Genomic DNA, 24,447 nt, shown 5'->3' on the forward strand with positions numbered 1-24,447 from the left:
GGCCGGCAACCTCGACCAGATAGCCGGAGTTTCTGAAACCCCGCGACGTCTGTCGCGGGGTTTTTTCATGCCCCGACCGGCCGGGTCCGCCGAACAGGTATCATCCCTGTTCCGCGCACTTCACAGGATGTGAACAATGCGCCGGAACTCCTCCCCCAAGGACCCCTTGTTCGCATGCGCATCCTGCTTGCCCGTCACGGCGAAACGCCGTGGAACGCCGAAGGCCGCTACCAGGGCCAGATCGACATCCCGCTTTCGCCCATCGGTGAGGCCCAGGCCCAGGCGCTTGGCGCCCGCCTGGCTTCGGTGGACATCACCCGCGCGGTGGCCTCACCGCTGTCACGCGCCCAACGCACTGCGCAACTGGCCCTGGGTGCTGCACGCGCCGACATGCTGCTGACCGAGCCGGAGCTGCAGGAAATCGCCCACGGTGAGTGGGAAGGCCTGCTGGCCAGCGAAATCAACGAAAAAGACCCGTCGCGCCTGCAGGCGTGGCGCAATGAACCGGACACCGTGCTGATGCCCGGTGGCGAATCGCTGCGCCTGGTGCTGGAGCGCAGCTGGCGCGGCCTGGCCCGAGCCGCCGAAGGCCTTGGCGAACACGACACCCTGCTGGTGGTCGCCCACGATGCAGTCAACCGGGTGATCCTGTGCAAGGTGCTGGGCCTGCCGTTGTCGCGGCTGTGGACCTTCCGCCAGGCACCGACCACGCTCAACCTGCTTGAAGGCGCCGACCTGGACAGCCTGGAAGTGGTGCGCCTGAACGACTGCGCCCACCACACGCCGTTCTTCGGTGAAGCCAAGCACCGCGCACTCTGAATCTTCTGCCCTGAACCACCTGCACCTGTTGGAAGCCTTGCCGTGAAGAACACCCCGACCACTCTGGCCGAATGGCTGGACTACATTGAACGCCAGCATCCAGCCAGCATCGACATGGGACTGGAGCGCGTGCGCACCGTGGCCACCGCGATGGGCCTGGGCACGCCGGCCAGGCACACCATCGTGGTCGGTGGTACCAACGGCAAGGGTTCCACCGTCGCCTTCATCGAGGCCATCGCGCGTGCTGCGGGCTGGAAGGTCGGCGCGTACACCTCGCCGCACCTGCTGCGCTACAACGAGCGCGTGCGCATCGATGGCCAGGATGTCGATGACGCCGCACTGGTGGCCGCGTTCAACACGGTCGAGGCAGCGCGCGGTGACGTGACGCTGACCTACTTCGAGTACGGAACGCTGGCCGCGCTGCAGTTGTTCGCCGATGCCGATCTTGATCTGGCCGTGCTGGAAGTGGGCCTCGGTGGCCGCCTGGATGCGGTCAACATCGTCGACGCCGACGTGGCGGTGATTACCACCGTGGACATCGATCACGCCGAATGGCTGGGCGAGGACCGCGAGGCCATCGGTGCCGAGAAGGCCGGCATCATCCGCGGCTGGAAGCCGGTGATCCTGGGCGAGACCGATCCGCCGTCGAGCGTGCTGGCGCGCGCCTACCTGGTGGGTGCCAATGCGATCCGCGGCGGCAGCGACTATTTCTACGAACCGATCGACGCGCAGCGTTGGCGCTGGCGCGATGTCGGCACCCGCCTGGAACTGCCGACGCCGACGCTGGCCGGGCCGATCCAGCTGGCCAACGCCGGTGCGGCGATCGCGGCGCTGCGCGCGTTGGACAGGCCGGTGCCGCGCGCGGCATGGGCCGCAGGCGTGGCAGCGGCGCGCATCGCCGGGCGCCTGCAGGCGTTCGAGCGCGATGGCGTGCAGGTTCGCGTCGATGTCGGCCACAACCCGCAGGCAGCCGGCCAGCTGGCGCGCGCGCTGAAGGCCGAGGCATCCCCCGGGCGCACCCTGGCGGTATACGCCGCGCTGCAGGACAAGGACGCCGTGGGCGTGGTGCAGGCCCTGCAGGAGGTGGTGAGCGACTGGACCCTGGCCGGGCTCGATGGCGCGCGTGGGCAGAGTGCGGCGGAACTGCAGGCACGGCTGGCAGATACTGCGGCAGCCACTGCGGCGCTGGCCGGCACGGTCGAACAGGCTATGGCGCAGGTGCTGGCCCGCGCCGAGCGCGGCGACCGGGTGCTGGTATTTGGTTCCTTCCATACCGCCGCCGCTGCGCTGCAATGGCTGCAGGCCCACGCCTGACCGCCGTTCAGCCATTACCGACGCCGTGCGGTCGCGCACCCGTATAATCGACCGCAACGTCCAGCCTGCCGCCTGCCCTACGTGGATACGCCCCTGAAACAGCGTCTGATTGGTGCCATCGTCCTGGTGGCCTTGGCCGTCATTTTCCTGCCGATGCTCGTCAAGGGCCCGGCCCCGGACAGCGGTGTCGCTTCTGTGCCGATCGCCGCGCCCGATGCGCCGGCCGATGGCCAGTTTGAAACCCGTGAACTGCCGCTGGTCGCACCGGCCGGCGGCGCCACCGGGTTGCAGAGTGGCCAGGCCCGTCCCGTCGAGGAGGCCGCCGCCCCGGCGACACCGCCGACCGTGGACACCTCGCCAGCCGTCGCCGCCGGTAACTACGCGGTGACCTTCGGCGCCTACGGCAGCCAGGCCGACGCCGATGCGGTGATCGCCTACCTCAAGCGTTCGCAGCTTCCGGGCTTCATCGAGACCGCATCGATCAACGGTCGCCCGGCCTGGCGCGTTCGCGTTGGGCCGTATGCCGACCGTGTCCAGGCCGAAGCGGCCCGGCTGCAGGCGGTAAAGGTGCGTGCCGACGTGAAGGCAGAAGTCATCACGCTCGATGCGAAGCCCTCGACCAGCGCACCGGTGGCAAGCACACCGACGCCCGCGCCGAGCGTCAGTACTCCCGTCGCGGCGGCCACGCCGTCGGCGACCGGCAACCCGGTGCGCAGTGAAAGCCTGCCGCCGAGTACGCCAACCGCAGCAGCGCCGCCGGCCGCCAAGCCGGAGCCGGCCAAGCCGGTGGCCAAGCCGGAACCGAAGCCCGAGCCCAAGCCGGAAGCGACCGCCAGCAAGCCGGCCACGCCGCCGACCACGCCGGCCGCACCGGCCGCCAGCGGAGTGGGTTTTGCCGTACAGCTCGGCGCATTTGGCCAGGCCAACGATGCCAACGCCCTGCGCGACAAGGTGCGCGCGGCAGGCTTCAGCGCCTTCGTCGAGCAGGTGCGTACCGAAAAGGGCAGCCTGCATCGCGTCCGTGTCGGGCCGGTCGCCAACCGCGCCGATGCTGAACAGTTGAAGGCGCAGGTCGCCGCCAAGGTCGGCGTGGCCGGCATGGTGCGACCGCACCCATGACCTGTACGCAGCCCCGTTGCCAGCGCCGCCGAAGGAGCGGGGCGCCATGATCGACGTGGTGCTGCTGATCGTGATCGCCGCCTCCACCCTGCTTGGGTTGTTGCGCGGCTTCGTGGGCATCGTCATCGGCACCGTATCGTGGCTGGTGGCCGCCTGGGCGGCCTTCGCCTTCGGCAATGACGCCGCACGCTGGTGGGCCGCACCGGCTGCGCCCGGCGGCGAGCATTTCATCGGCGGCTACCTCAGCGTCGGCATCGGCGTGATGGTCGTGGTCGCCGTGATCGGCATGGTCATCAAGGCCATCGTCCACCGCAACATGCTGGGCAGCCTGGACCGCCTGCTGGGCGGGGTCCTCGGTGCCGTGCGTGGCGGGCTGATCGCGGCCGTGCTGCTGTTGCTGGCCGGCTTCACCCCGCTTACCGCCGAACCCTCCTGGCGCGGCTCGGCGCTGCGCCCGGTGCTGAACCCGGCCGTGGCCTGGATGAACAGCAAGCTGCCGCAGTGGCAGGTGCCGGGCACCGACCTGCTGCCCAAGGCCTTGCCGATGGACGCGCTGTCCCCATCTGCGTTGATGGAGCTGGGCAAGAGCGCCGGCGCCGGAGTGGGCAAGCCGGGGGCGACAGGCGATAATGGCGTACTCGGTCAGATAGTGGCGGGCAGCGGATGGCTGCGGCCTGCGAAGGCGGAACAGGGCGAGGCATACGATCCGGCCGAAGTGCGCCCGGACGCCCCAGCACTACCGGGCAGCATCGAGCCGGACGACCCGGCCAATGTCGACCGCAGACGCGGCGACAACTCTGGCCAGGCACGGCCACCTTCCTTGTAACTGGGCACAGCCCAGCGGAGACCTCGCATCATGTGTGGCATCGTCGGAATCGTCGGCAACCAGAACGTCGCCGGGCAGTTGTATGACGGCTTGACCGTCCTCCAGCATCGCGGCCAGGACGCGGCGGGCATCGCCACCGTCAACGGCAGCCGCCTGCGGGTGCAGAAGGCCACCGGCCTGGTCCGCGATGTCTTCGATGCACGCACCATGTCCACCCTGGAAGGCAGCGTCGGCATCGCCCACGTGCGTTATCCGACCGCCGGTTCGGAAGGCATGGACGAGGCACAGCCGTTCTACGTCAATTCGCCGTACGGCATCGCGCTGGCCCACAACGGCAACCTGATCAACACCGAGGACCTGCGCCAGCAGGTGTTCGAGCAGGACCGCCGCAACGTCAATACCGATTCGGACAGCGAAGTGCTGTTGAACGTGTTCGCCTACGAACTGGAACAGCAGCGCCAGCTCAGCCCGGAAGCCGCCATCCGCGCGGTTGCCGGCGTGCACCGCCGCTGCAAGGGCGGCTATGCGGTGGTCAGCGTGGTGCTGGGCCTGGGCCTGGTCGCTTTCCGCGATCCGCATGGCATCCGCCCGCTGGTGCTGGGCAAGCGCAGCCATGCCGAGGGTGACGAATACATTGTTGCCTCCGAGTCGGCCGCGCTGGACGTGCTGGGCTTCCAGCGCGTGCGCGACGTGCAGCCGGGCGAAGCACTGGTGATCACCGCGCGCGGCGAGTTGTTCTCGGAAATCTGCGCCGAGCCGGCCGAACACACCCCGTGCATCTTCGAGTACGTGTATTTCGCACGCCCCGATTCGATGATCGACAACGTGTCGGTGCACAAGGCGCGCATGCGCATGGGCATCAAGCTGGGCGAGAAGATCCTGCGCCTGCGCCCGGACCACGACATCGACACCATCATCCCGATCCCGGACACCTCGCGCGATGCCGCGCTGGAGATCTCCAACGTGCTCGGGGTGAAGTACCGCGAAGGCTTCATCAAGAACCGTTACATCGGCCGCACGTTCATCATGCCGGGCCAGGGCGAACGGGTGAAGTCGGTGCGCCGCAAGCTCAACCCGATCCACCTGGAATTCCGCAACCGCGTGGTGCTGCTGGTGGACGACTCGATCGTGCGCGGCACCACCAGCCAGCAGATCGTGCAGATGGCGCGTGACGCCGGCGCACGCAAGGTCTACCTGGCCAGCGCCGCTCCGCCGGTGCGTTACCCCAACATCTACGGCATCGACATGCCGGCTGCTGAAGAGCTGGTCGCGCACAACCGCAGCATCGAGGAAATCGAAGCGCACCTGGGCTGCGACTGGCTGATCTACCAGGACATCGAAGACATGGAAGCGGCGGTGAGCGAAGGCAATCCGGCGCTGCGCAACTTCGATTCCTCGTGCTTCAACGGCCATTACCCGACGGGCATCGAGCCGGGCTACTTCGAACGCATCCAGCAGCTGCGTTCGGACGACGCCAAGCACAAGCGCCGCGCCTGAGGTCCATGCGGTGATCGACGTGCCTGACGTCGGCGGCAATCTGCTGCGCGCCGCGCAGCAGTGCTTGGCCGAAGCCGATCCGCTGCGCAAGGTCGCACTGACCCAGGCCTACGCTGCCGCGTTCCGCGCGGGCCGCTTGAACGTACCGGCCGATGCACCGCCGGCCGATCCGATCCGCATGCCGGGCCGGCCGCCGCAGCTGGTGATGGTGCATCCGCGTGAAGTGCCCCGGCGCGGCCTGGGCGGGGTGGAAGGGCGTGCGGCGTTCATCCATGCCATCGCCCATATCGAGCTCAATGCGATCGACCTGGCCTGGGACGCGGTGTACCGCTTCCGCGGTCTTCCGGCTGCGTTCCATGCCGACTGGGTGAGCTGCGCCGACGACGAATCGCGCCACTTCATGCTGCTGCGCGAGCGTCTGCTGGCACATGGCCATGAGTACGCCGATTTCCCTGCGCACAACGGCCTGTGGGAAATGTGCGAGAAGACCGCGCACGACGGCCTGGCGCGGATGGCGCTGGTGCCGCGCGTGCTGGAAGCGCGCGGGCTGGACGTGACCCCGGGCATGATCGACAAGCTGCGCAACGTCGGCGATGGCGAAACCGCCGACGTGCTGGAGGTGATCCTGCGCGAGGAGGTTGCACATGTTGCCGCCGGATCGCGCTGGTTCCGCTGGTACTGCGAGCGCGCCGGCGTCGAGCCACGAGCGCGTTTCAAGGAACTGCTGGTCGAGTATGCGGGTGGCTACCTGCACGGGCCGTTCAATATCGAGGCCCGCCTGCTGGCCGGGTTCGATGCGGATGAGCTCGCCAACCTGGTCGAACAGGCGGGTTGAAGGAAAAGGGGACGGAGGAAATCAAGTCGTTTGTGCCACAAACGGCGTGATTCCCTCCGTCCCCTTTTTGGTTCTCATGCGTTCGGCAACACCACGCGTCTGCCATCCACCGTCGGCCGGTTGATGTAGAACAGCCCCGGCCCGGGGCGATACGGCAGCTCGCTGACACCGGCGTCGGCGGTGTAGGTCAGGGCGGTATCGCCCAGCGCATCGAAATTCCAGTGTGCGGACTGCATCAGGTAACGGCGGCGCAGCAACGCTTCCTGCGTCGGGGTCAACGGCTGGCCGGCAATCAGGCGGCGCGCGATCGGCTGCAGCGCGCTGGGCAGTTCCCAACCCGCCACCTTGGCCGCGTCGGTAGTCCAGGTCACGCCGGCAGCGATGGCGTGCTGCTGCATCACCTGCAGCGCAACCAGCTGGTAGCGCCAATCGATGCGCCGGTGCAGCACCACCGCAGCGGTGACGTACAGCACCGGCGACATCAGCACGCTGCGGCTGCCCGCGCGTCGCTGCTGCTGCCACTGGTGCCAGACATCGACCCACACTTCCTTCGGGTTCAACCCCAGCTGCTGCCGCCAGCGTTCGGCGTCGGCCTGTGCTTCAGCGTACGCGGTGGTCGCCTGCAGCAGTGCCAGGGGCGGTGTCTGGTAGTCCTCCACGCCAGGCCGGCGCAGTTGCTGCCGCCGCGGCCGGCTGAGCAGCTTGGGCCCTTCTTCCACCTGGTCGTAGCCACCACCGATGTTGGCGTGCACGCCGGGTAGTGCGATTTCGGGATGGGCTGGTGCCACCGTGGTCAGCGCATAGTGCTGGCGATGCTCGTCGCGCGCACTGAGCTGCAGCACGGCCTCAGCGATGCCTGCGGGCAGGGCGATGCGGGGGTGTTCGTCGGCGCGGCCGCCGTTGACGGCGACCACCGTGTCGAACAGGCCGATGAAGCGCAATATCGGCCGTGGCAGGGCGAAATCGGCGCTGCATGAAAGCCCCGCCTGCTGCAGCAGCTGTCGCCAGCGCGCGCCGTCCCATCCGCGCAGATGGTTGGCCACATCACGCGCGGAGGCCGCGCCGCGCGAGTAGCCGAACAGATCCAGCTGCACGCTGTGCAGGGGCGCGCGCCACTGCGACGCAAGAGCCGTCAGTGCCGCCGGCAACAGCACCTGCAACGCACGCTGCACCTTCGCCTGCACGCCACTGGCGCCGATACCGAAGGCCAGGCCGATCAGGTCGTCTTCGGCATCATCGCGGGTGCCGACGCCTTCCACGTAGATCGCCAGCGAAGGTGTACTGCCGGGCGTGCGCCGGCTGTCCGGATACAACTGATGCAGGCGCGCGATGTTGGTGGCGCCGTTGTCGTAGCTGCTGGTCAACCGGCTCTGGTAGGTCGAATCATCATCGGCACGGAGCAGGGCGGGGCGCGGTCGCGGCACCTGCCGGTGGCCCTGCGCCAGGTTGTGTGCGTTGTTGCGGGTGCCATCGAAGAACAGGCCGATCCGCAGCAGGCCCGGATCAGCCGTCGTGTCACCGCTGTGCTGCGCTGGCGCCATGTGCATCCCCTGTCGTGGCCACGTCACGGTAGCGCGAAAGCCGTGTGTTGGCGAAGTGTACTGACGCTTTTGACCTGACTGAACGCAGATGCGGTCGATCACAGATCGGGATTTCCATTCCTCTCGTCTATTGAATTCACACGCCCTGCGCAGGCCTGATGGCCGGACCCGGCACCCCGGGTCGTGCTGCATCAACGCTGTCCACTTCACTTCAAGGAGCGACAAGATGATGTCCAGATCGATAGGTAAAGCGACAGGTGGTCTGTTGTTGGGATTGTCGGTAGCCGCGGCCGCCCATGCGGCGCCGCTGTTCGAGCCGGTCACCGTGCTCAGCCGTGCATCGGCCACCAGCGAGCCGGCACTGGGGCGATTGCTGGCCACCCCGTCCACCGCCGCCGTACAGGAAGTGCGTGTCGATGCTGCCGCCACCGCGCAGCCGCAGCTGGAATTCGAGCTGCTCGGGCAGAAGGTGCAGGCCGTTCGCAGCAAGGTCGAGGCGCTGCCCGATGGTGGCAGCATCTGGTACGGCCAGTTGCGCGCTCCGTCCGATCGCCTGCAGGCGGCCACGTCCAATGGCCAGGACGATCCGGGCAATTCGCTGATCCTGGTGCGCTCGGGCAATACCCTCACCGGCTCGATCCGCAAGGACGGCAAACTCTATCGTCTGCGTCCGCTGGGCAATCGCCACGTGCTGGTCGAGGTGGATGAATCGCGGATGCCGGCCGATCATCCGGCCGACTACAACCAGTTGCCGAAGATCGCCATGCCTGCCAATGATCGCCTCGGCACTGCGCAGGCCTCCTCAGGCAGCCCGGCGACCATCCGCGTGCTGGTGGTGGCAACCAATGCGGCAGTGACCGCCTACGGTGGCAACATGCAGTCGCTGGTGCAGTTGGCGGTTGCCGAATCCAACCAGGGTTACACCAACAGCAACGTAGGCCTCACCCTGCAGCTGGCCGGTTATGAAACCACCAACTACACCGAGTCCGGCAATTTCACCACCGACCTGTCGCGCTTCCGTGGCACCAGCGACGGCTACATGGACAGCATCCACACCAGCCGCAACAACACCGCCGCCGACGTCGGCGTACTGCTGATCAACAACACCAGTTACTGCGGACTGGCGTCGGGCATCGGTTCCACCGCATCGACCGCGTTTGCTGCGGTGTACTGGGATTGCGCCACCGGCTACTACTCGTTCGCCCATGAAATCGGCCACCTGCAGAGCGCACGGCACGACATCGCCAGTGATCCGAGCACGTCGCCGTATGCCTATGGCCATGGCTATCGTTATGAGCCGGCCAGCGGATCGCGCTGGCGCACGATCATGGCCTATGACTGCTCGGCCGGCTGCCCGCGGCTGAACTACTGGTCCAATCCGAACATCAGCTACAACGGCGTGCCGATGGGCATCGCCAGCAGTGCCGACAACCAGCGCGTGCTGGTCAATACCAAGGCCACCATCGCGGCCTTCCGCTGAGTCCAAGCGCCGACCAGGGTCGGCGTCTACCAGGGCGCGTGCACCTGCTCTGGTAGATGCCAACCTTGGTTGGCATCCTGCGATCCATCATGCGCGGCTGAGCGTATCCAGGGTCCAGCCGTTGGCATCCACGCGCAGCACCGAACCCTGTTCGTACCAGTCGCCCAGCACGATGCGGGTGCAGCTGCGTCCGCCGGCCTGCAGGGTGTGGATCGCCGGGCGATGGGTGTGGCCATGGATCATCGTGTCCACGCCGTGGCGCACGTAAGTGGCTTCCACTTCGGCCGGGGCCACGTCGGTGACTGTCTCGAACTGCGCACGGTCGCCCTGCTTCATTTCCGACTGGCGCGCCTGGCTGGCATCACGCGCCTTCTGCGCGAAGGCGATACGCGCTTCCAGCGGCTGCGACAGGAACTGCGCCTGGAAGACCGGGTCGCGGGTCTGGGCACGGAACTGCTGGTAGGGGATGTCATCGGTGCACAGCAGGTCACCGTGCTGCAGCAGTACCGGGCGGCCGTACAGCTCGATCATGCACGGGTCCGGCAGGATGCGCAGGCCTGCGCGGCGGGCATAGTCTTCGCCCAGCAGGAAGTCACGGTTGCCGCGGATGAAGAAGACCGGCACGCCGCTGTCGGACAGTACCTTCAGCGCATCGGCCACCGCGTCGGCTGCGGCCGAGGGGGTGTCATCGCCGATCCAGGCTTCGAACAGATCGCCGAGGATGTACAGCGCATCGGCGCCAGGCGCTTCCTCGCGCAGGAAGCGCAGGAACAGGTCGGTGATGGCCGGACGGCTGGGGTCCAGATGCAGATCGGAAATGAACAGCGTGGTCATGCGGACATTCTAGGGCATCACACCGGCAACGGCAGCCAGGCCAGGCTGGCCGAGGCCAGCAGTGCAGCGATGCCGGTGGCAGCCAGAACGTCGCTTGGGTAGTGCAGGCCCAGCACTACGCGCGACAGGCCCACGCCGAGGGTGAACGGCACCAGCAGCGGCGCCAGCCAAGGGTAGTAGGCCAGCGCGACGATGGTGAACGACACCGCGTGCAGGGTATGGCCGGACGGGAAACTGAACTCATCCAGCGGCGCCACCCAGGCACGGATACGCAGGTCGGCCGCGTACGGCCGTGGCCGCCGGGTCCAGCGTTTCAGGCCCTTGTACAGCAGCAGCGCGGCCAGGCCGGTGGCGGCCATGTGCACTGATGCGCGCAGGCCGTCGAAGCCATCGATGAGCACCAGCGCGCCCATCAGCACATACCAGAACACGCCATCGCCGAGCCGGCTGATGACCGAAAAGACGCGCCGCACGCGGCGACGTCGGCAGTAGTGGTTGGCGCGGCGGCACAACCGGGCTTCGCGACCGGCCAGCAGCTCAAGCGGCGTGGTGCGCATGTCCGCTCCTCCGCGCGCTGGCCAGTTCCGCCAGCAGGCTTTCGAACTCCGCCACCACCTGCTGCGGGTGCAGCCGCTTCATCGCCCGTGCCGCGTTGCCACCCAACCCGCGGCGCTGGGCATCATCGGCAGCCAGTTGCACCGCTGCCTGCACGAACTGCTCGTCGTCATCCACTGCGGCACCGTTCTCGCCGTTGCGCAGGTACTCGCGGGCCGCGCCGTAGTCGAAAGCAACCGTGGCCAGGCCGCTTGCCATGCTTTCCAGGGTCACGTTGCCGAAGGTCTCGCTGCGGCTGGGGAACAGGAACAGATCGCCACTGGCGAAGTGTCGGGCCAGGGCATCGCCGCGCTGGATGCCGCAGAAGATGAAATCGGGATTCTCATGCGCCAGTTTCTCGCGCGCCGGGCCATCGCCGACCCAGATGAAACGCGCTTTCGGGCGCACCTGCTGCAGCTTGCGGAAGGCCTTCACCGCCAGGCCGAGGTTCTTTTCGGCGGCGATGCGGCCAACGTAGATCGCCGCCAGGCCCGTGCCATCGATACCCCATTCCTCGCGCAGCGCCGGGTCGCGGCGTGATGGGTCGAACTGCTGGCTGTCGACCGCACGGGCGAGCAGGCGCACGCGCTCGAAGCCCTGGTCGCTCAGGAATTCCTGCAGTTCGCGGGTGGGCACCAGGGTCGCGTCGGCCTGGTTGTGGAAGCGGCGCATCCAGCGCATTGCCGCCGACTGCAGCCACGCCACGCCATAGTCGGGCAGGTATTCGTCGAAGCGGGTGTGGAATCCGGTAGCCACCGGAATGCCGAGGCGGCGCGCGGTGCGCAGTGCCGACCAGCCCAGCGGACCTTCGGTCGCCACGTAGACCGCATCGGGGCGCTGCTGCCGCCAGTGCCGGCCCAGCCGGATCGGTGCCGGCAGGCCGAAGCGCAGGCCGGGGTAGCGCGGCAAGGCCGCGCCCGGTACCAGCAGGGTGCCCGGCGCCGCATCCAGTGCTTCGCTGACCTGTCGCGGACGGATCAGGTCGACCTCGTGGCCGGCGGCGCGCAATCCCTGCTCCAGGCCCTGCACGGTCAGTGCGACGCCGTTGATCTCCGGCGGGTAGGTTTCGGTGACGATGGCATAGCGCATGGCGGGCCTCCGGTTTTACGCATGCTCGGGCCTGGCGATGTAGCCGACATGACCGCTTTGCGACAACGCGATGACGACCGGGCAAGGCGGTGCCTGCGCAGTTCAGCGGCACAAAAAAACCACGGCCCCGAAGGGCCGTGGTCGTGGTGTTGCGACAGCGCGAGGATCAGAAGCGCTGGGTGTACTTCATGTAGATGAAACGACCGATGTCATAGCCGCCGTAGTACGAGAAGACCGAGCGCGGCTTGGTGTACATGACCGGGCCCTGCTTGTCGAACACGTTGTTGGCGCCGACCGACACGGTGGCATCCCACGGCAGGTTGTAGCGGAACTGGACGTCGTGGAAGGTGACCGAACCACGCTCGTTGTAGTTGCGCGTGCCCTTGTACCAGGGAGCTGCAACGTTCAGGTCCGAGCACTCGTCGGCGTACTTGCCCGGGTTGACGCACTGTTCCTTGACGCTGGAATAGTAGCGTGCGGTCCAGCTGACGCCGAAGTTCTCCAGATCCCAGCCCACGGTCAGGTTCGAACGCACGCGGAAGCCGATGCCGGTGTTGGTGGCGATGCCGTTGTTGACGGTCGGCACGATCGTGCTGTCGTTGGACGAGCGGAAGACGTCCTTGGCCACGTAGGTGGTCGACCACGAGGTGCTCAGCTTGCCGTAGTCGGTATCCAGGCGGTACGTCAGGTCCATGTCGTAGCCTTCCGTTTCCATGAAGCCGGCATTGCGGTTGCCGAACTTCAGGCCGGTGACGATACCGGTGGTCGCGTTGCGGGTGAAGCGCGCGCAACGGTCGGCCAGGCCCTGCTCATAGCAGTCGATCAGGATCTGGTTCGGGCTGTCGTCGACGATGGTGTCGTCGATGCGGATCTTCCACCAGTCCAGCGAAACGTTGAAGTTGCTGATGAAGGTCGGGCTCCAGACCACGCCCAACGTGCGGCTGGTCGAGGTTTCCGGCTTCAGGTCCGGGTTCGAGCCGGAGGTGAACGGCGTCGGCGTAGCGGCGACGGAGCCTTCGGTCGGCTGGTTGCGGTTGTCCAGCTGGCGGAAGTTGGCCACATCGGCGATGTCACGTGCACAGCGGGCACGCACTTCGGCGCTGCTGCGGGCCGAGCCGTACTTGCTGTCACACGGGTCGGAGAAGTTGGCGAAGGTTTCCGAGCCACCGCCGTACAGGTCGGAAATGGTCGGAGCGCGGAAGCCCTGTGCCCAGGTGCCACGCACCAGCAGCTGGTCGATCGGCTTCCACTTGAAGCCGAACTTGCTGTTGAGCGTATTGCCGAAGGTGTTGTAGTCCGAGAAGCGGGTCGCCGCGTTCAAGCTCAGCTCACGCGCACCCGGCAGGTCGGCCAGCACCGGTACGTTCAACTCCAGGTAGGCTTCCTTCACCTTGTACGACCCACCGGTCGGGCCGGCGGCCAGGTTGGTGGTGGCACCGGTCTGCGCCAGCGGGTCCGGTACGAACTTGCCGGTTTCCTCGCGGTTTTCGACGCCGAAGGCGAAGCCCAGGTCGCCGGCCGGCAGGGTGAACAGGCTGCCGCTGATGGTGGCGAAGGCGTTCTTGGAGGTGGTGCGGCCGGTTGCGTTCTCCGGCGGGAACAGCCAGTCCTGCAGGGCCTGGTTGTTGGTCATGCCGTACGGGCTTTCCACGCCATAGGGAATCAACGGATTCCACGGCATGCAGTTGGCGATCGGCGCACCCGGCGCACCACACTCGACCTTGCCCGTTGCCGGGTTCAGGTAGGACTTGCCGGTAGCCTGTTCGACGCGGCCCTTGTGCAGGTTGCCGAAAGTGCTCTGGCGCAGTTCGTTCTTGTTGTACTGGTAGCCCACTTCCCAGTCGAAGTAGCGCTCACCGATGTCGAACGAGCCCTCGAACGCAGCCACGGCGCGGTAGGTCTTCAGCTCGCTGGTGCTGGTGCGCGGCACCTCCCACAGGCGGCGGTTCCAGCTCACCTCGGTGGGCTTGGCGTAACCGTGCTGGTTGCCGAACGGGTTGAAGTAGCTGTCCACCGACATGCCCTTGATCTTGGCGGTGGCGGTGTCGAACGGATAGCCGGCGGTGACGCGGGTCGAGGAGCGCTTGTTGTAGCCCAGCTCGGCCTTGAAACGGACGTTGTCGGTGATGTTGGCCGTGCCCGAGAAGTACAGCGAATCACGCTTGATCGGGTAGCTCAGGTGCATCTGTTCATTGGTGTTGCTGACATCACCGGTGAACGCGGTCGGATCGGTGAAGTGGTAGTTCGCCGGGTTGGTCGGGTCGGTGCCGCGGTTGAGCGCGTAGTCGCAACCGGCTGCCTTGGTGCAGCCCGGGCCGCCCTTCACGCCGTAGAACTGGCCCCACTGGCTGTTGGTGGTCCAGCCATCGGTCGGGTGGCGGTCAGTGTTGCCGTAACGGCTGAAGCCGCGGTCGCGCGCCCACACGGCCTTTTCTTCCGAGTGTTCGGCAGCGAAGGTGGCCGAGAAGCGGTCGTTGGACCAGCCGGCAACCACGTCGACGCGATCACGGGCGCCGTCGCCCTCGCTGTACTGGCCGTGGTAGACGTTGGCGGTGACGCCGTTGACGTTGGTGCGGGTGATGATGTTGATCACGCCGGCCATCGCGTCGGAACCGTAGATGGCCGAGGCGCCGTCCTTCAGCACTTCAATGCGTTCGACCGCAGACACGGGCAGGGTCGACACGTCCTGGTAGCCGGAGGTGCTGATGCCCAGGCGCTTGCCGTTGACCAGCACCAGCGTGCGCTGGGTGCCCAGGTTGCGCATGTTCACGTAGGTACCACCGGCATCCTCACCGGCCGACAGCACGTTGGCACGGCTGATGGTCGGGCTGCCCATCGCGGTCACGTTCTGCAGGATATCCGACACCGAGCTGAAGCCTTGGCGTTCGATGTCGGCGCGGGTCAGCGCCAGTACCGGCTGCGACGTTTCAACGTCCACCTGGCGGATACGCGAACCGGTGATCTCGATGCGGTCCAGGTTGGTCGGCGAAGCGGTGCTGCTGCTCTGGGCGAACGCCGGCAGCGCAGCCAGCGTCGCGGTGGTTGCCAGGGCGTAGCGGATGGCCTGCCCCAGTGCGGTGGTGCGTGAAGTCATGACGAGCTCTCTCTCTCGGGTCGTGCAAAGGACGCCAAAACGGGCGTCGAAGGAATCGGCCGGTCCATGACCGAGCCGATGACCCGATAGTAGTCTCGTTGGTTAATGCTCTGTAAAGAGCATGTGTCGGTTTGTGTCGCTACACATCGCGTGGTTTCACCAAATGTGAACAAAAGCAGGGGTTTACGTGAAGACGCGGCAGGCACGGCCACCGCCAGCTGCTGCGTTGCAGCAGAAATTGGCGGTCGATTGCGCGAACTGTAACGAAATGTAATCAGGCGCCGGCCGGCGATCGGACGGCGTCCCGTCGCCCTGCTCAGACCACGAACGGACGGAACTGGATGCCGAGTCCAGCGATGCCCTCGGTCTCGCCGATCAGGTCGGCGCGCAGCAGCGGGCGCGCATCGATGAAGTCCTGCGGCACGATCAGCGACAGGCGGCTGTCGTCGGCAGTCAGTTCCAGCACCGGCAGCGGTGCGTCCTCATGCGCGCGGTTGAGCAGGACCGCCAGGCGCAGCAGGGCAGCCAGGCGCCGTGCGGTCAGCAGCAGGCGTTCGGGAATGGCATCGAAGGCGGTCTTGCTGATGCCGCGGCGGTGATTGCGCACCAGCGTCGCCAGCATCTGCTGTTCCTGCCGCGAGAAGCCGGCGATGTCCGAGTTTTCCAGCACGTAGCTGCCATGCACGTGGTAACCGCTGTGGGCGATCATCAACCCCAGCTCATGCAGGCGTGCGGCCCAGCCGAGCATGCGTGCGTCATCGGCATCCAGCTTCCAGCGCTCCTGCACCTGCTCCAGCAATGACAGCGCGGTGTCCTGCACGCGGCCGGCCTGCACCGTATCGATACCATAGCGATGGGTGAGGGCGGCCACCGATTCATCGCGCGGGTCGTTGTCGCCGGCACGGCCGAGGATGTCATAGAGGATGCCCTCGCGCATCGCGGCCTTGCTGACCAGCAGCTTCTGCAGGCCCAGCGCCTGGAAGGCGGCCTCCAGCACCAGGATGCCGCCGGCGATGATCGGGCGGCGATCGCTGGACAGGCCAGGCAGCACGATGTCGTCGATCTTCTTGGCCTTCAACAGCTCATCGCGGAGCTGCGGCAACGCCTCGGCGGTGATCGCACCCTTGCTCAGCTTCATCGTCGCGCAGATTTCGCTGATGGCCTTGTGGGTACCAGACGACCCCAGTGCCTCCTGCCAGCCCAGCGCGCGGTATTTGCTGGCGAAAGGCTGGAACTCCCGGCCAATCTCGGCCAGTGCGTCCTTCCAGCGCTTCTTGCTGAGTTTGCCGCCCGGGAAAAAGCGACGGGTGCTGGCGATGCAACCGGCCTGCAGGCTTTCGCGCTCCAGGGTCTGCATGCCCTTGCCGATGATGAACTCGGTAGAGCCGCCGCCGATGTCGATCACCAGGCGATGCTGGTCGGGCTTGGGCGGTTGCGCATGGGCCACGCCCAGGTAGATCAGACGCGCTTCCTCGCGGCCACTGACCACTTCGATGGCGTGCCCGAGCGCGGTTTCGGCCGGCATCAGGAACGCCTGCGGCGAGCGCAGCTGGCGCACGGTGTTGGTGGCCAGTGCACGCACGCGATGCGGCGGGACGTTGCGGATGCGCTGGCCGAAGCGGGCCAGGCACTCCAGCGCGCGCTGTCGCGCTGCTGCGGAGAGTCCGCCCTTGCCGTCCAGGCCGTCGGCCATGCGCACGGTTTCGCGCAGGCGGTCGATCACCCGCAGCTGGCCAAGCGTGTAACGCGCGATGACCATGTGGAAACTATTGGAGCCAAGGTCGATGGCGGCCAGCAGGTCGCCATCCTGCAATGCGGGCGGAGTCGTGGTGGTATGCGGCATGGGCGAATGTTAGCCGAAGGGGCGGTGAACTCGTCACCGCGCGGCCTTCACATTTTGGAGGGGGAGTGCGGCAGGGCTGCGCCCTGCACCCGCCGAAGCGGTAGTGCCGGCCGCTGGCCGGCAACCTCAACGTAACAGCAACAGCAACAGCAACGGCAACGGCAACAGCTGGCTTCCTGTGGGATGGCGGGGTGGGTCCGGTTGCGGGGGACGCCGTAAACCCGTCCATGGGGGCTTGACCGCGGCATCCATGCCGCGGACACCCCCGCAACCGGACCCACCCCGCCTTTGACAGTTTTTCGCGATCTGTCGGAATGGCATGGCCTGCGCATGGTGGGTGTCGACCTTGGTCGACACGGTGGATCCACGCCATGCGTGGATGAATCCAAACGTGCCAACCGAGGTTGGCATCTATCGGATCAAAGGGCCTGCATATGTCGACCTTTGACAGGTTCACGCGGCTGTTGGTGGGTGTCGACCTTGGTCGACACGGTGGATCCACGCCATGCGTGGATGAATCCAAACGTGCCAACCAAGGTCGGCATCTACCGGATCAAAGGGCCTGCATATGTCGACCTTCGACAGGTTCACGCGGCTGTTGGTGGGTGTCGACCTTGGTCGACACGGTAGATCCACGCCATGCGTGGATGAATCCAAACGTGCCAACCAAGGTTGGCACCTACCTGGCCACCTACCGGGTCAGAGGCCCTGCATCAACGCCATCTGCGCCGAATGCGGGGCTTCGTCGTGGGCCGGTGCGCGCTTGTGGTAGATGCCTTCGGCATCCAGCTCCCAGGCGTTGAGGTTGTCGTCCAGGTAGTTCTGCAGCACTTCGCGGTACACCCGCTTGGCCAGCGCCGGGTCGAGGATCGGGAAGCAGGTTTCCACCCGGCGCAGCAGGTTGCGTTCCAGCCAGTCGGCGCTGGCGCAGTACAGCTCCGGTGCGCCGTCGTTGCCGAACCAGTAGACCCGGCTGTGTTCCAGGAAACGGCCGACGATCGAGCGCACGCGGATGTTGTCCGACACGCCCGGTACGCCCGGGCGCAGGGTGCAGGCGCCACGGATGATCAGGTCGATCTGCACACCCGCCTGTGAGGCGGCGTACAGCGCACGGATCACCTGCGCTTCGTTGAGGGCGTTCATCTTGGCGATGATCCGCGCCGGTCGCCCGGCGGCGGCGATGCGCGTCTCGCGCTCGATCCTCGCCAGGATCCCGGTGTGCAGGGTGAAGGGCGACTGCAGCAGGCGCTTGAGCTTCATCTTCGACGCCAGCCCGGACAGCTGCTGGAACAGCAGGTGCACGTCGTTGCCGATGTCCGCATCGGCGGTGATCAGGCTCAGGTCGGTGTACGCGCGCGCGGTACCGCTGTGGTAGTTGCCGGTGCCCAGGTGCACGTAGCGGCGCAGCTTGCGGCCTTCGCGGCGCACGATCAGCAGCATCTTGGCGTGGGTCTTGTAGCCGACCACGCCGTACACCACCTGCACGCCGGCTTCCTGCAGCCGATCGGCCAGGCCCAGGTTGGCCTCTTCATCGAAGCGCGCGCGCAGCTCGACCACCACGGTCACGTCCTTGCCGGCGCGCGCCGCCTGGATCAGTGCATCGACGATCAATGAGTCCTTGCCGGTGCGGTACAGGGTCTGCTTGATCGCCAGCACGTTCGGATCGAGCGCGGCCTGGCGGATCAGGTCGAGCACCGCCGCGAACGCGTCGAAGGGGTGGTGCAGCAGCAGGTCCTGGCGGGCCACGGTCTCGAAGATGCCGTCGCTGTCGCGCAGGGTGCGCGGGGTCATCGGCGGATACTTCAGGTCCGGCTGGGCGATCAGGTCGTACAGCTGGATGATGCGGTTGAGGTTGACCGGTCCGTCGATGCGGTACACCGCGTTCTCGGTCAGGCCGAAGTTCTGCAGCAGGGTGCGTACGATGTCGCGCGGCATGTCGTGGGCGATCTCCAGCCGCACTGCAGGCCGGTAGCCGCGGTCCACCAGCTCATCGCGCAGGGCCAGCGCCAGGTTTTCCACTTCCTCTTCATCCACCACCAGCTCGGAGTTGCGGGTGACACGGAACTGGTAGGCGCCCAGCACTTCCAGGCCCGGGAACAATTCGTCCACGAAGGTGGACAGCACCGAGGACAGAAACACGAAATTCTGCGGGCCGCCGAGTTTTTCCGGCAGCTGGATGATCCGCGGCAGCGAACGCGGTGCGCGCACGATGGCCAGATGGCCGCTGCGGCCGAACGCATCGGTGCCCTTCAGCACCACCACGATGTTCAGCGACTTGTTGAGGATCTTCGGGAACGGATGCACCGGATCCAGGCCCAGCGGCGACAGCACCGGCATGATCTCGTTGCGGAAATAGGCACGCAGCCAGCGCTTCTGGCGGTGGGTCCAGGAGTTGCGGCCGAGCACGCCGATGCCGGCCTCCATCAGCGCCGGGCGCAGCGTCTGGTTCCAGCAGCGGTACTGCTGGTCCACCAGCTCGGCGGCGCGCTCGTGGATGGCATTGAGAATGGCCTGCGGGCTCATGCCGTCCGGCGCCGGCGGCAGGCCGAACTCCTGTGCATGACGGACCGCAGCGGCGCGGATCTCGAAGAATTCATCCAGGTTGGTGCAGGAGATGCACATGAAGCGCAGGCGCTCCAGCAGCGGCACCTGCGGATCCATCGCCTGCGCCAGCACGCGGAAGTTGAAATCCAGCTGCGACAGCTCGCGGTTGATGTACAGCGCCGGGTCGCGCAACGGATCGCTGTCCGTGCTCACAGGGAGGGGGAGGGATCCGAGGCTGCTCATGGCGTCATTCTTCGAAGGAGGTCAGGGGGGCGGACTCACGCGGTCGCACGTGGTCGGCATCGAAATGGCAGGCGAACACCGAGCCCTTGCCGACCTCGCTGTCGATTTCCAGGCGTGCGTGGTGCAGACCGAGGATGTGCTTGACGATCGACAGGCCCAGGCCGGTGCCGCCGCTTTCGCGCGAGCGGCTGCTGGAGACGCGGTAGAAGCGTTCGGTCAGGCGCGGCAGGTGGGTGGCCGGAATGCCGTAGCCGGTATCGCGTACCGCCAGCACCACGCCGTCGCCCTCACGGCGGAACTCCACCGCGATGCGGCCACCGGCCGGGGTGTAGCGGACCGCGTTGGTGACCAGGTTGGAGAACGCGCTGTGCAGTTCCTTGGTCGAGCCCTGCAGGTCCACGCCGGCCAGGTCGTCGATGCTGATCTGGTGCCGGCCCTGGCTGTGCGCTTCGGCTTCGCGGCGCAGGGTGGCCAGCATGGGCTGCATCGCCACCGTCTCGGCCTCGCTGTGTTCCTGCGATTCCAGCCGCGACAGGGTCAGCAGGTCCTCCACCAGCTGGGCCATGCGCTGGCTCTGCTTGCGCATTTCCTCCAGCATCGGTCCGGTTCCCGGGAAGTCCTCCGGGTCCATCATGTCCAGGTAGCCGTGGACCACGGTGAGCGGGGTGCGCAGCTCATGTGAAACGTTGGCCACGAAGTCGCGGCGTACCTGTTCCAGGCGCAGCAGCTTGCTGACGTCACGGGCGATCAACAGCCAGTAGTCGGACGAATAGGGAATCAGGCGCAGGTTCAGGCGGATCGCAGGATCGACCGGCGAGGGCACGTCCAGGATCGGTTCTGCATTGCGGCCACCGGCCAGCCAGTGGGCCAGCGGCATCGGCTGCAGGCGTTCGACCAAGGCCTCACCCAGATCGCCCGGATGATGCAGGCCGAGCAGGGCCGTGGCCGCTTCGTTGAACCACTGCACGCGCTGGCTGTTGCGGTCCAGCACCACCACGGCGTCGGGCAGCGCGGCCGCTGCAGCGCGATAGCTGCGCAGCATGTCCAGCAGTCGCCGCTTGCGCACGCGCATCTCGACCTGGTTGCGGTACAGCAGGCGGTCCAGCTCGTTCCAGACGCCGGTGCCTTCGGCGGCGGTGTCCCAGCGCTGGCGCGCGGTCAGCCGGCGCAGCACGCGGCGCAGCCGCCAGTAGTGCCAGACCAGCGTCGCCAGTGCCGCCAGCGCGATGCACAGCCACAGGTGGCCAGTGAACCAACCGACCAGACCGGCCAACAGCAACACGGTGGCCACGGTGGCCAGTGTCTTCAACCAGGCAGAGCGGATGTGGCGGGGCATTGCGGTCTCGTCGTGGGTTGCGGCGGTTCACGCAGGTGAACCGGAAGTTATAGCAGAGTTGCCGACGCCGGCACCGTGGGGTGCACGGCGCCGGCACGACGAGGCTCAGGTTGCGGTGGAGAAGCGGTAACCGGCGCCGCGCACGGTCTGCACCATGTTCTCGGCGTTGAACGGTTCCAGCGTCTTGCGCAGGCGGCGGATATGCACGTCGATGGTGCGTTCTTCCACATACACGCTGCCGCCCCACACGTGGTCCAGCAACTGCGCGCGGGTATACACGCGCTCCGGGTGGGTCATGAAGAAGTGCAGCAGGCGGTACTCGGTCGGGCCGATCGGCACCGGCTGGTCGTTGGCGAACACGCGATGGGCCGCACCGTCGATGCGGATCGCACCCACCGCCACGCTGCCGTCCTCGTCATCGTCGCGGGCGCGGCGCATGACCGCGCGGATACGCGCCAGCAGTTCGCGCGCCGAGAACGGCTTGACCACGTAGTCGTCGACACCGGCTTCGAGGCCGCCGACGCGGTCGTTCTCTTCGCCGCGCGCGGTCAGCATGATGATCGGCACTTCGCGGGTGAGGGTTTCCTTGCGCCAGCGCCGGGCCAGGTCCAGGCCGCTGGTGCCGGGCAGCATCCAGTCCAGCAGGATCAGGTCGGGGACGCGGTCGGCGATGGCGGTCTGGGCCTCGCGGGCGTCACCGGCGTGGACAGGTTCGTAATCGCCCTTGCGAAGGGCGAAGGCGACCATTTCGCGGATCGCGGGCTCGTCATCGACGATCAGGATGCGTTTCTGCACGAGGGCACCGTAGGGCTCAGTTACTGGAGTGGTGCCAGTAGACTACGGTTTGATGACATGTTTGTGACTGCCTGGCCGGCATCTGGCATTGCTGCCATCTGCCGGTCATGCCGCACTCAGCGGCGGTCCAGATCCGGGTCCTGCACGCCCTGCCGGCGCAGCTCGAGCACGGTGGGCGTGATCGACTCGATCCGCGCATCCACCCGGGCCCGACCGACATAGTCCAGCGCGGGGTTGCGCTTGAGTGCCTGCAGCTGCATCAGGGCCTGTTCCGGACGCCCGCCCAGGAACGCCGCCTCGGCATAGGCCTCGCTGGCGCGGACACTGTCGCCGGCCAGTTCACTGGCGCGGGCGTAGCGCTGCTGGAAGACCGGATCGTTACCGCTTTGCGACAGCAGGGGGCGCAGCATCGCCTGCGCGCGCTGGCCCGCGGCCTGGCCTCCTTGCTCGTTCAGGATCTCGGCGTAGGTCAGGGCCACCGGCCGGCTGTTGGGGTGTTCGTGCAGCAGCTGCTCGAAGCGCGCATTGGCCTGGGTGGATTGGCCGGTGCGCGACTCCGCTTCGGCCAGGGCCAGGGCGACCCACAGGCTGTCCGGGTGGGTCTTCAGCAGGTCGGTGAGGGTCTGCCGGGCCTGGCTGGCACCGCTGCGGCCACCGCGCATCGTGGCCAGCGCCTGGCCATAGCGCTGGGCGTCATCCAGACCGTCCTTCTGCCTGCGCGCAAGATCGGTGTACTCGCGTTGCAGGTCGGCCGGGCTGTCGGCGCTGAGCACGCGCAGGCGCTCACGGGCCCAGTTGAAATCGCCACTGGCGCCGCGGCTGAGCTGGCCGATCGGAACCCGCAGCACGCTGCCGGGCAGCAGCGGGTTGATGCCGCGCAGCAGCGGATCGCCCAGGGTCGGGTCGGCGGGATCCACTCGCTCCTTGCGCTCGCCGTTGGGCGTGCGCGTGGTCAGCAGCACCGTGTCCTTCTTCATCTGTTCGGCGCGGGCCTTGGCCTCGCTGATGCGGGTGGTGTTGACCGGGTGGGTGCGCAGGAAGTCGGGAACGCTGTAGCCGCCATCGTTGCCGCGCATCGCCGAGGACATGCGTTCGAAGAAGCCGGCCATCGCATCCACGTCGTAGCCGCTGCGGGACAGCGTGCGGATGCCCAGCCGGTCGGCCTCCGATTCGTTGGAGCGGGTGTAGTCGATCTGCCGTTGCTGCATCAGGCCCATGCCCGAGCTGATCGCGGCCATGGTCGCGTTGCCCGAGGACGAACTGTTGCTGGCCTGGGCGGCAACCACCGCCGCCAGCATCCCCAGCAGGATCGGGATCTGGTCGCGCTGGGCGCGCTCGACCCCGCGCAGCACGTGCTGCTGGGTGACGTGGGCGATTTCGTGCGACAGCACCGCCGCCACCTCGTCCTCGCGCTCGGCCGTCAGCACCAGGCCGGCATTGACGCCGATGTAGCCGCCGAGGGTGGCGAAGGCATTGATCTGGCGGTCCTTCATCACGAAGAACGTGTAGGGCTGGCGTGGCTGGTCACTGTTGGATCCGAGGCGGGTGCCCATGGTCTGCAGCCAGTCGTTGACCAGGGGATCGTCCAGCAGGTAGCCATAGTTGCGCAGTTCGCGCAGCATCATCGCGCCGTACTCGGCCTGCCGGGCCGGGGTCAGCAGTTCGCCCGCCGAGGAGCCGATGTCCGGCAGCTTCTCCTGGGCCTGCGCCAGCGGGGCGGCCAGGGCCAGGGTCAGGGCAGCGGTGAGCAGCAGGGGTCGCAAGCGGTCGGTCCTCGGGCAGGGTCGGCCCAGCGTGGCAGGGCAGGGGGCAACCATTCGTTAATCAATCCACAGTGTTGCGGGCGTGGCGTGGAAATTCCAGCGCACCGGTACCATATATGGACCGTCGATCCATCGTGGAGTTTCCCGTGACAGCCCAGTCCGCCGGCGCTACCCCCGCCATCACCATCTATTCCACCGCCGTCTGCCCGTACTGCGTGGCCGCCAAGAACTTCCTCAAGAGCAAGGGCCAGCAATGGACCGAGGTCCGCATCGACCTGGACCCGGTCGAGCGCGAGAAGATGATGGCCAAGACCCGACGCACCAGCGTCCCGCAGATCTTCGTGGGCGACGTCCACGTGGGCGGCTACGACGACATGATGGCCCTGCATCGTGAAGGCAAGCTCGAGCCGCTGCTGGCCGGGCAGGGCCAGGCATGAGCGCGGCCGACGACGGCAGCAAGGACCGGATCGCCGAGTTCACCGACTTCCGCAAGCGCATGAATGAACGCATCCTGGGCGAGCCGAACCAGGTGGTGCGCCGCTTCTTCGCCCTGGATACGCAGACCTACCAGGCCGGCGCGCTGGACGTGAAGACCAAGGAGCTGCTGGGCCTGGTGGCCTCGATGGTGCTGCGCTGCGACGACTGCATCAGCTACCACGTGGCCCAGTGCAAGGACGCCGGCGTCACCCGTGAGGAGTTCTTCGAGACCTTCTCGGTAGGCCTGGTGGTCGGCGGCTCGATCGTGATCCCGCACCTGCGCCGCGCGGTGGACTTCCTCGACCAGCTCGAAGGTGGCGCCGCCGCCCCGGCAGCGCACGAGCACTGAGCCCGGCCGCTACCGTGAACCGGGCCCTCTGGTAGTGCCGGCCGCTGGCCGGCAT

19 protein-coding genes are annotated in these 24,447 nt (G+C 67.0%); 9 read left to right on the forward strand and 10 right to left on the reverse strand.

Going from position 1 to position 24,447, the window contains the following annotated elements:
* The first annotated feature begins 174 nt into the window (after nt 1–174).
* The 6 genes from CR918_RS02530 to CR918_RS02555 all read left to right on the forward strand — a co-directional run bounded on the left by CR918_RS02530 (nt 175) and on the right by CR918_RS02555 (nt 6,410).
* Nucleotides 175–819, forward strand: a complete 645-nt coding sequence (locus tag CR918_RS02530) for a histidine phosphatase family protein (RefSeq protein ID WP_025878100.1) — start codon at nt 175–177, stop codon at nt 817–819.
* A 42-nt stretch (nt 820–861) separates the two neighbouring features.
* Entirely contained in the window at nt 862–2,133 is a 1,272-nt protein-coding gene (gene folC, locus CR918_RS02535; RefSeq protein ID WP_033830448.1) for a bifunctional tetrahydrofolate synthase/dihydrofolate synthase, read from the forward strand.
* A gap of 81 nt (nt 2,134–2,214) precedes the next feature.
* Nucleotides 2,215–3,252 (forward strand): SPOR domain-containing protein, encoded by a 1,038-nt coding sequence (locus tag CR918_RS02540; protein WP_099841977.1) that lies wholly within the window; start codon nt 2,215–2,217, stop codon nt 3,250–3,252.
* Nucleotides 3,253–3,298: 46 nt separating this feature from the next.
* On the forward strand, nt 3,299–4,078 hold the full coding sequence (locus CR918_RS02545) for a CvpA family protein (RefSeq protein WP_025878103.1): 780 nt from the start codon (nt 3,299–3,301) through the stop codon (nt 4,076–4,078).
* 30 nt (nt 4,079–4,108) lie between these two features.
* Complete coding sequence (purF, locus tag CR918_RS02550; protein ID WP_025878104.1) at nt 4,109–5,575, forward strand: amidophosphoribosyltransferase; 1,467 nt, start codon at nt 4,109–4,111, stop codon at nt 5,573–5,575.
* Nucleotides 5,576–5,585: 10 nt separating this feature from the next.
* Nucleotides 5,586–6,410 carry a ferritin-like domain-containing protein gene (locus tag CR918_RS02555; RefSeq protein WP_032977403.1) on the forward strand — a complete coding sequence of 275 codons (825 nt, stop codon included), beginning with the start codon at nt 5,586–5,588 and terminating at the stop codon, nt 6,408–6,410.
* 74 nt (nt 6,411–6,484) lie between these two features.
* Here the strand turns inward: CR918_RS02555 and CR918_RS02560 are convergent, their stop codons facing one another.
* Nucleotides 6,485–7,951 (reverse strand): DUF2235 domain-containing protein, encoded by a 1,467-nt coding sequence (locus CR918_RS02560; RefSeq protein ID WP_099844212.1) that lies wholly within the window; start codon nt 7,949–7,951, stop codon nt 6,485–6,487.
* A gap of 226 nt (nt 7,952–8,177) precedes the next feature.
* On the opposite strand from CR918_RS02560, the gene CR918_RS02565 reads away from it, so the two are divergent.
* Nucleotides 8,178–9,431, forward strand: a complete 1,254-nt coding sequence (locus CR918_RS02565; protein ID WP_025878107.1) for a zinc-dependent metalloprotease — start codon at nt 8,178–8,180, stop codon at nt 9,429–9,431.
* 87 nt (nt 9,432–9,518) lie between these two features.
* Here the strand turns inward: CR918_RS02565 and lpxH are convergent, their stop codons facing one another.
* The 9 genes from lpxH to CR918_RS02615 form a co-directional block, all read right to left on the reverse strand.
* The gene (gene lpxH / locus CR918_RS02570) at nt 9,519–10,265 is read right to left on the reverse strand and encodes a UDP-2,3-diacylglucosamine diphosphatase (RefSeq protein WP_025878109.1); all 747 of its coding nucleotides are present in this window, start codon (nt 10,263–10,265) and stop codon (nt 9,519–9,521) included.
* A gap of 17 nt (nt 10,266–10,282) precedes the next feature.
* Nucleotides 10,283–10,822: a phosphatase PAP2 family protein gene (locus tag CR918_RS02575; protein WP_099841978.1), complete on the reverse strand. Its 540-nt coding sequence runs from the start codon at nt 10,820–10,822 to the stop codon at nt 10,283–10,285.
* The gene (locus CR918_RS02580) at nt 10,803–11,948 is read right to left on the reverse strand and encodes a glycosyltransferase family 4 protein (RefSeq protein ID WP_099841979.1); all 1,146 of its coding nucleotides are present in this window, start codon (nt 11,946–11,948) and stop codon (nt 10,803–10,805) included. Before CR918_RS02580 ends, CR918_RS02575 begins: the two co-directional genes overlap by 20 nt.
* Nucleotides 11,949–12,114: 166 nt before the next feature.
* Complete coding sequence (locus CR918_RS02585; protein WP_032977399.1) at nt 12,115–15,042, reverse strand: TonB-dependent receptor domain-containing protein; 2,928 nt, start codon at nt 15,040–15,042, stop codon at nt 12,115–12,117.
* 316 nt (nt 15,043–15,358) lie between these two features.
* Nucleotides 15,359–16,885, reverse strand: a complete 1,527-nt coding sequence (ppx, locus tag CR918_RS02590) for an exopolyphosphatase (RefSeq protein WP_025878116.1) — start codon at nt 16,883–16,885, stop codon at nt 15,359–15,361.
* 699 nt (nt 16,886–17,584) lie between these two features.
* Complete coding sequence (ppk1, locus tag CR918_RS02600) at nt 17,585–19,672, reverse strand: polyphosphate kinase 1 (RefSeq protein ID WP_025878118.1); 2,088 nt, start codon at nt 19,670–19,672, stop codon at nt 17,585–17,587.
* A gap of 4 nt (nt 19,673–19,676) precedes the next feature.
* On the reverse strand, nt 19,677–21,008 hold the full coding sequence (phoR, locus tag CR918_RS02605; RefSeq protein ID WP_025878120.1) for a phosphate regulon sensor histidine kinase PhoR: 1,332 nt from the start codon (nt 21,006–21,008) through the stop codon (nt 19,677–19,679).
* Nucleotides 21,009–21,113: 105 nt separating this feature from the next.
* On the reverse strand, nt 21,114–21,803 hold the full coding sequence (gene phoB / locus CR918_RS02610; protein ID WP_025878121.1) for a phosphate regulon transcriptional regulator PhoB: 690 nt from the start codon (nt 21,801–21,803) through the stop codon (nt 21,114–21,116).
* Between the two features lie 116 nt (nt 21,804–21,919).
* Nucleotides 21,920–23,566: a M48 family metalloprotease gene (locus CR918_RS02615; protein WP_099782985.1), complete on the reverse strand. Its 1,647-nt coding sequence runs from the start codon at nt 23,564–23,566 to the stop codon at nt 21,920–21,922.
* Between the two features lie 146 nt (nt 23,567–23,712).
* Between CR918_RS02615 and grxC the strand changes: the two genes are divergently transcribed.
* Both grxC and CR918_RS02625 read left to right on the forward strand, forming a co-directional pair.
* Nucleotides 23,713–24,003, forward strand: coding sequence for a glutaredoxin 3 (grxC, locus tag CR918_RS02620; protein WP_025878124.1), 291 nt, complete (start codon nt 23,713–23,715; stop codon nt 24,001–24,003).
* Nucleotides 24,000–24,392 carry a carboxymuconolactone decarboxylase family protein gene (locus CR918_RS02625; RefSeq protein WP_005408260.1) on the forward strand — a complete coding sequence of 131 codons (393 nt, stop codon included), beginning with the start codon at nt 24,000–24,002 and terminating at the stop codon, nt 24,390–24,392. The genes grxC and CR918_RS02625 overlap by 4 nt, the downstream gene beginning before the upstream one ends.
* Nucleotides 24,393–24,447 lie beyond the last annotated feature (55 nt).

Source organism: Stenotrophomonas indicatrix (genome assembly GCF_002750975.1).
GTDB classification, from domain to species: domain Bacteria; phylum Pseudomonadota; class Gammaproteobacteria; order Xanthomonadales; family Xanthomonadaceae; genus Stenotrophomonas; species Stenotrophomonas indicatrix.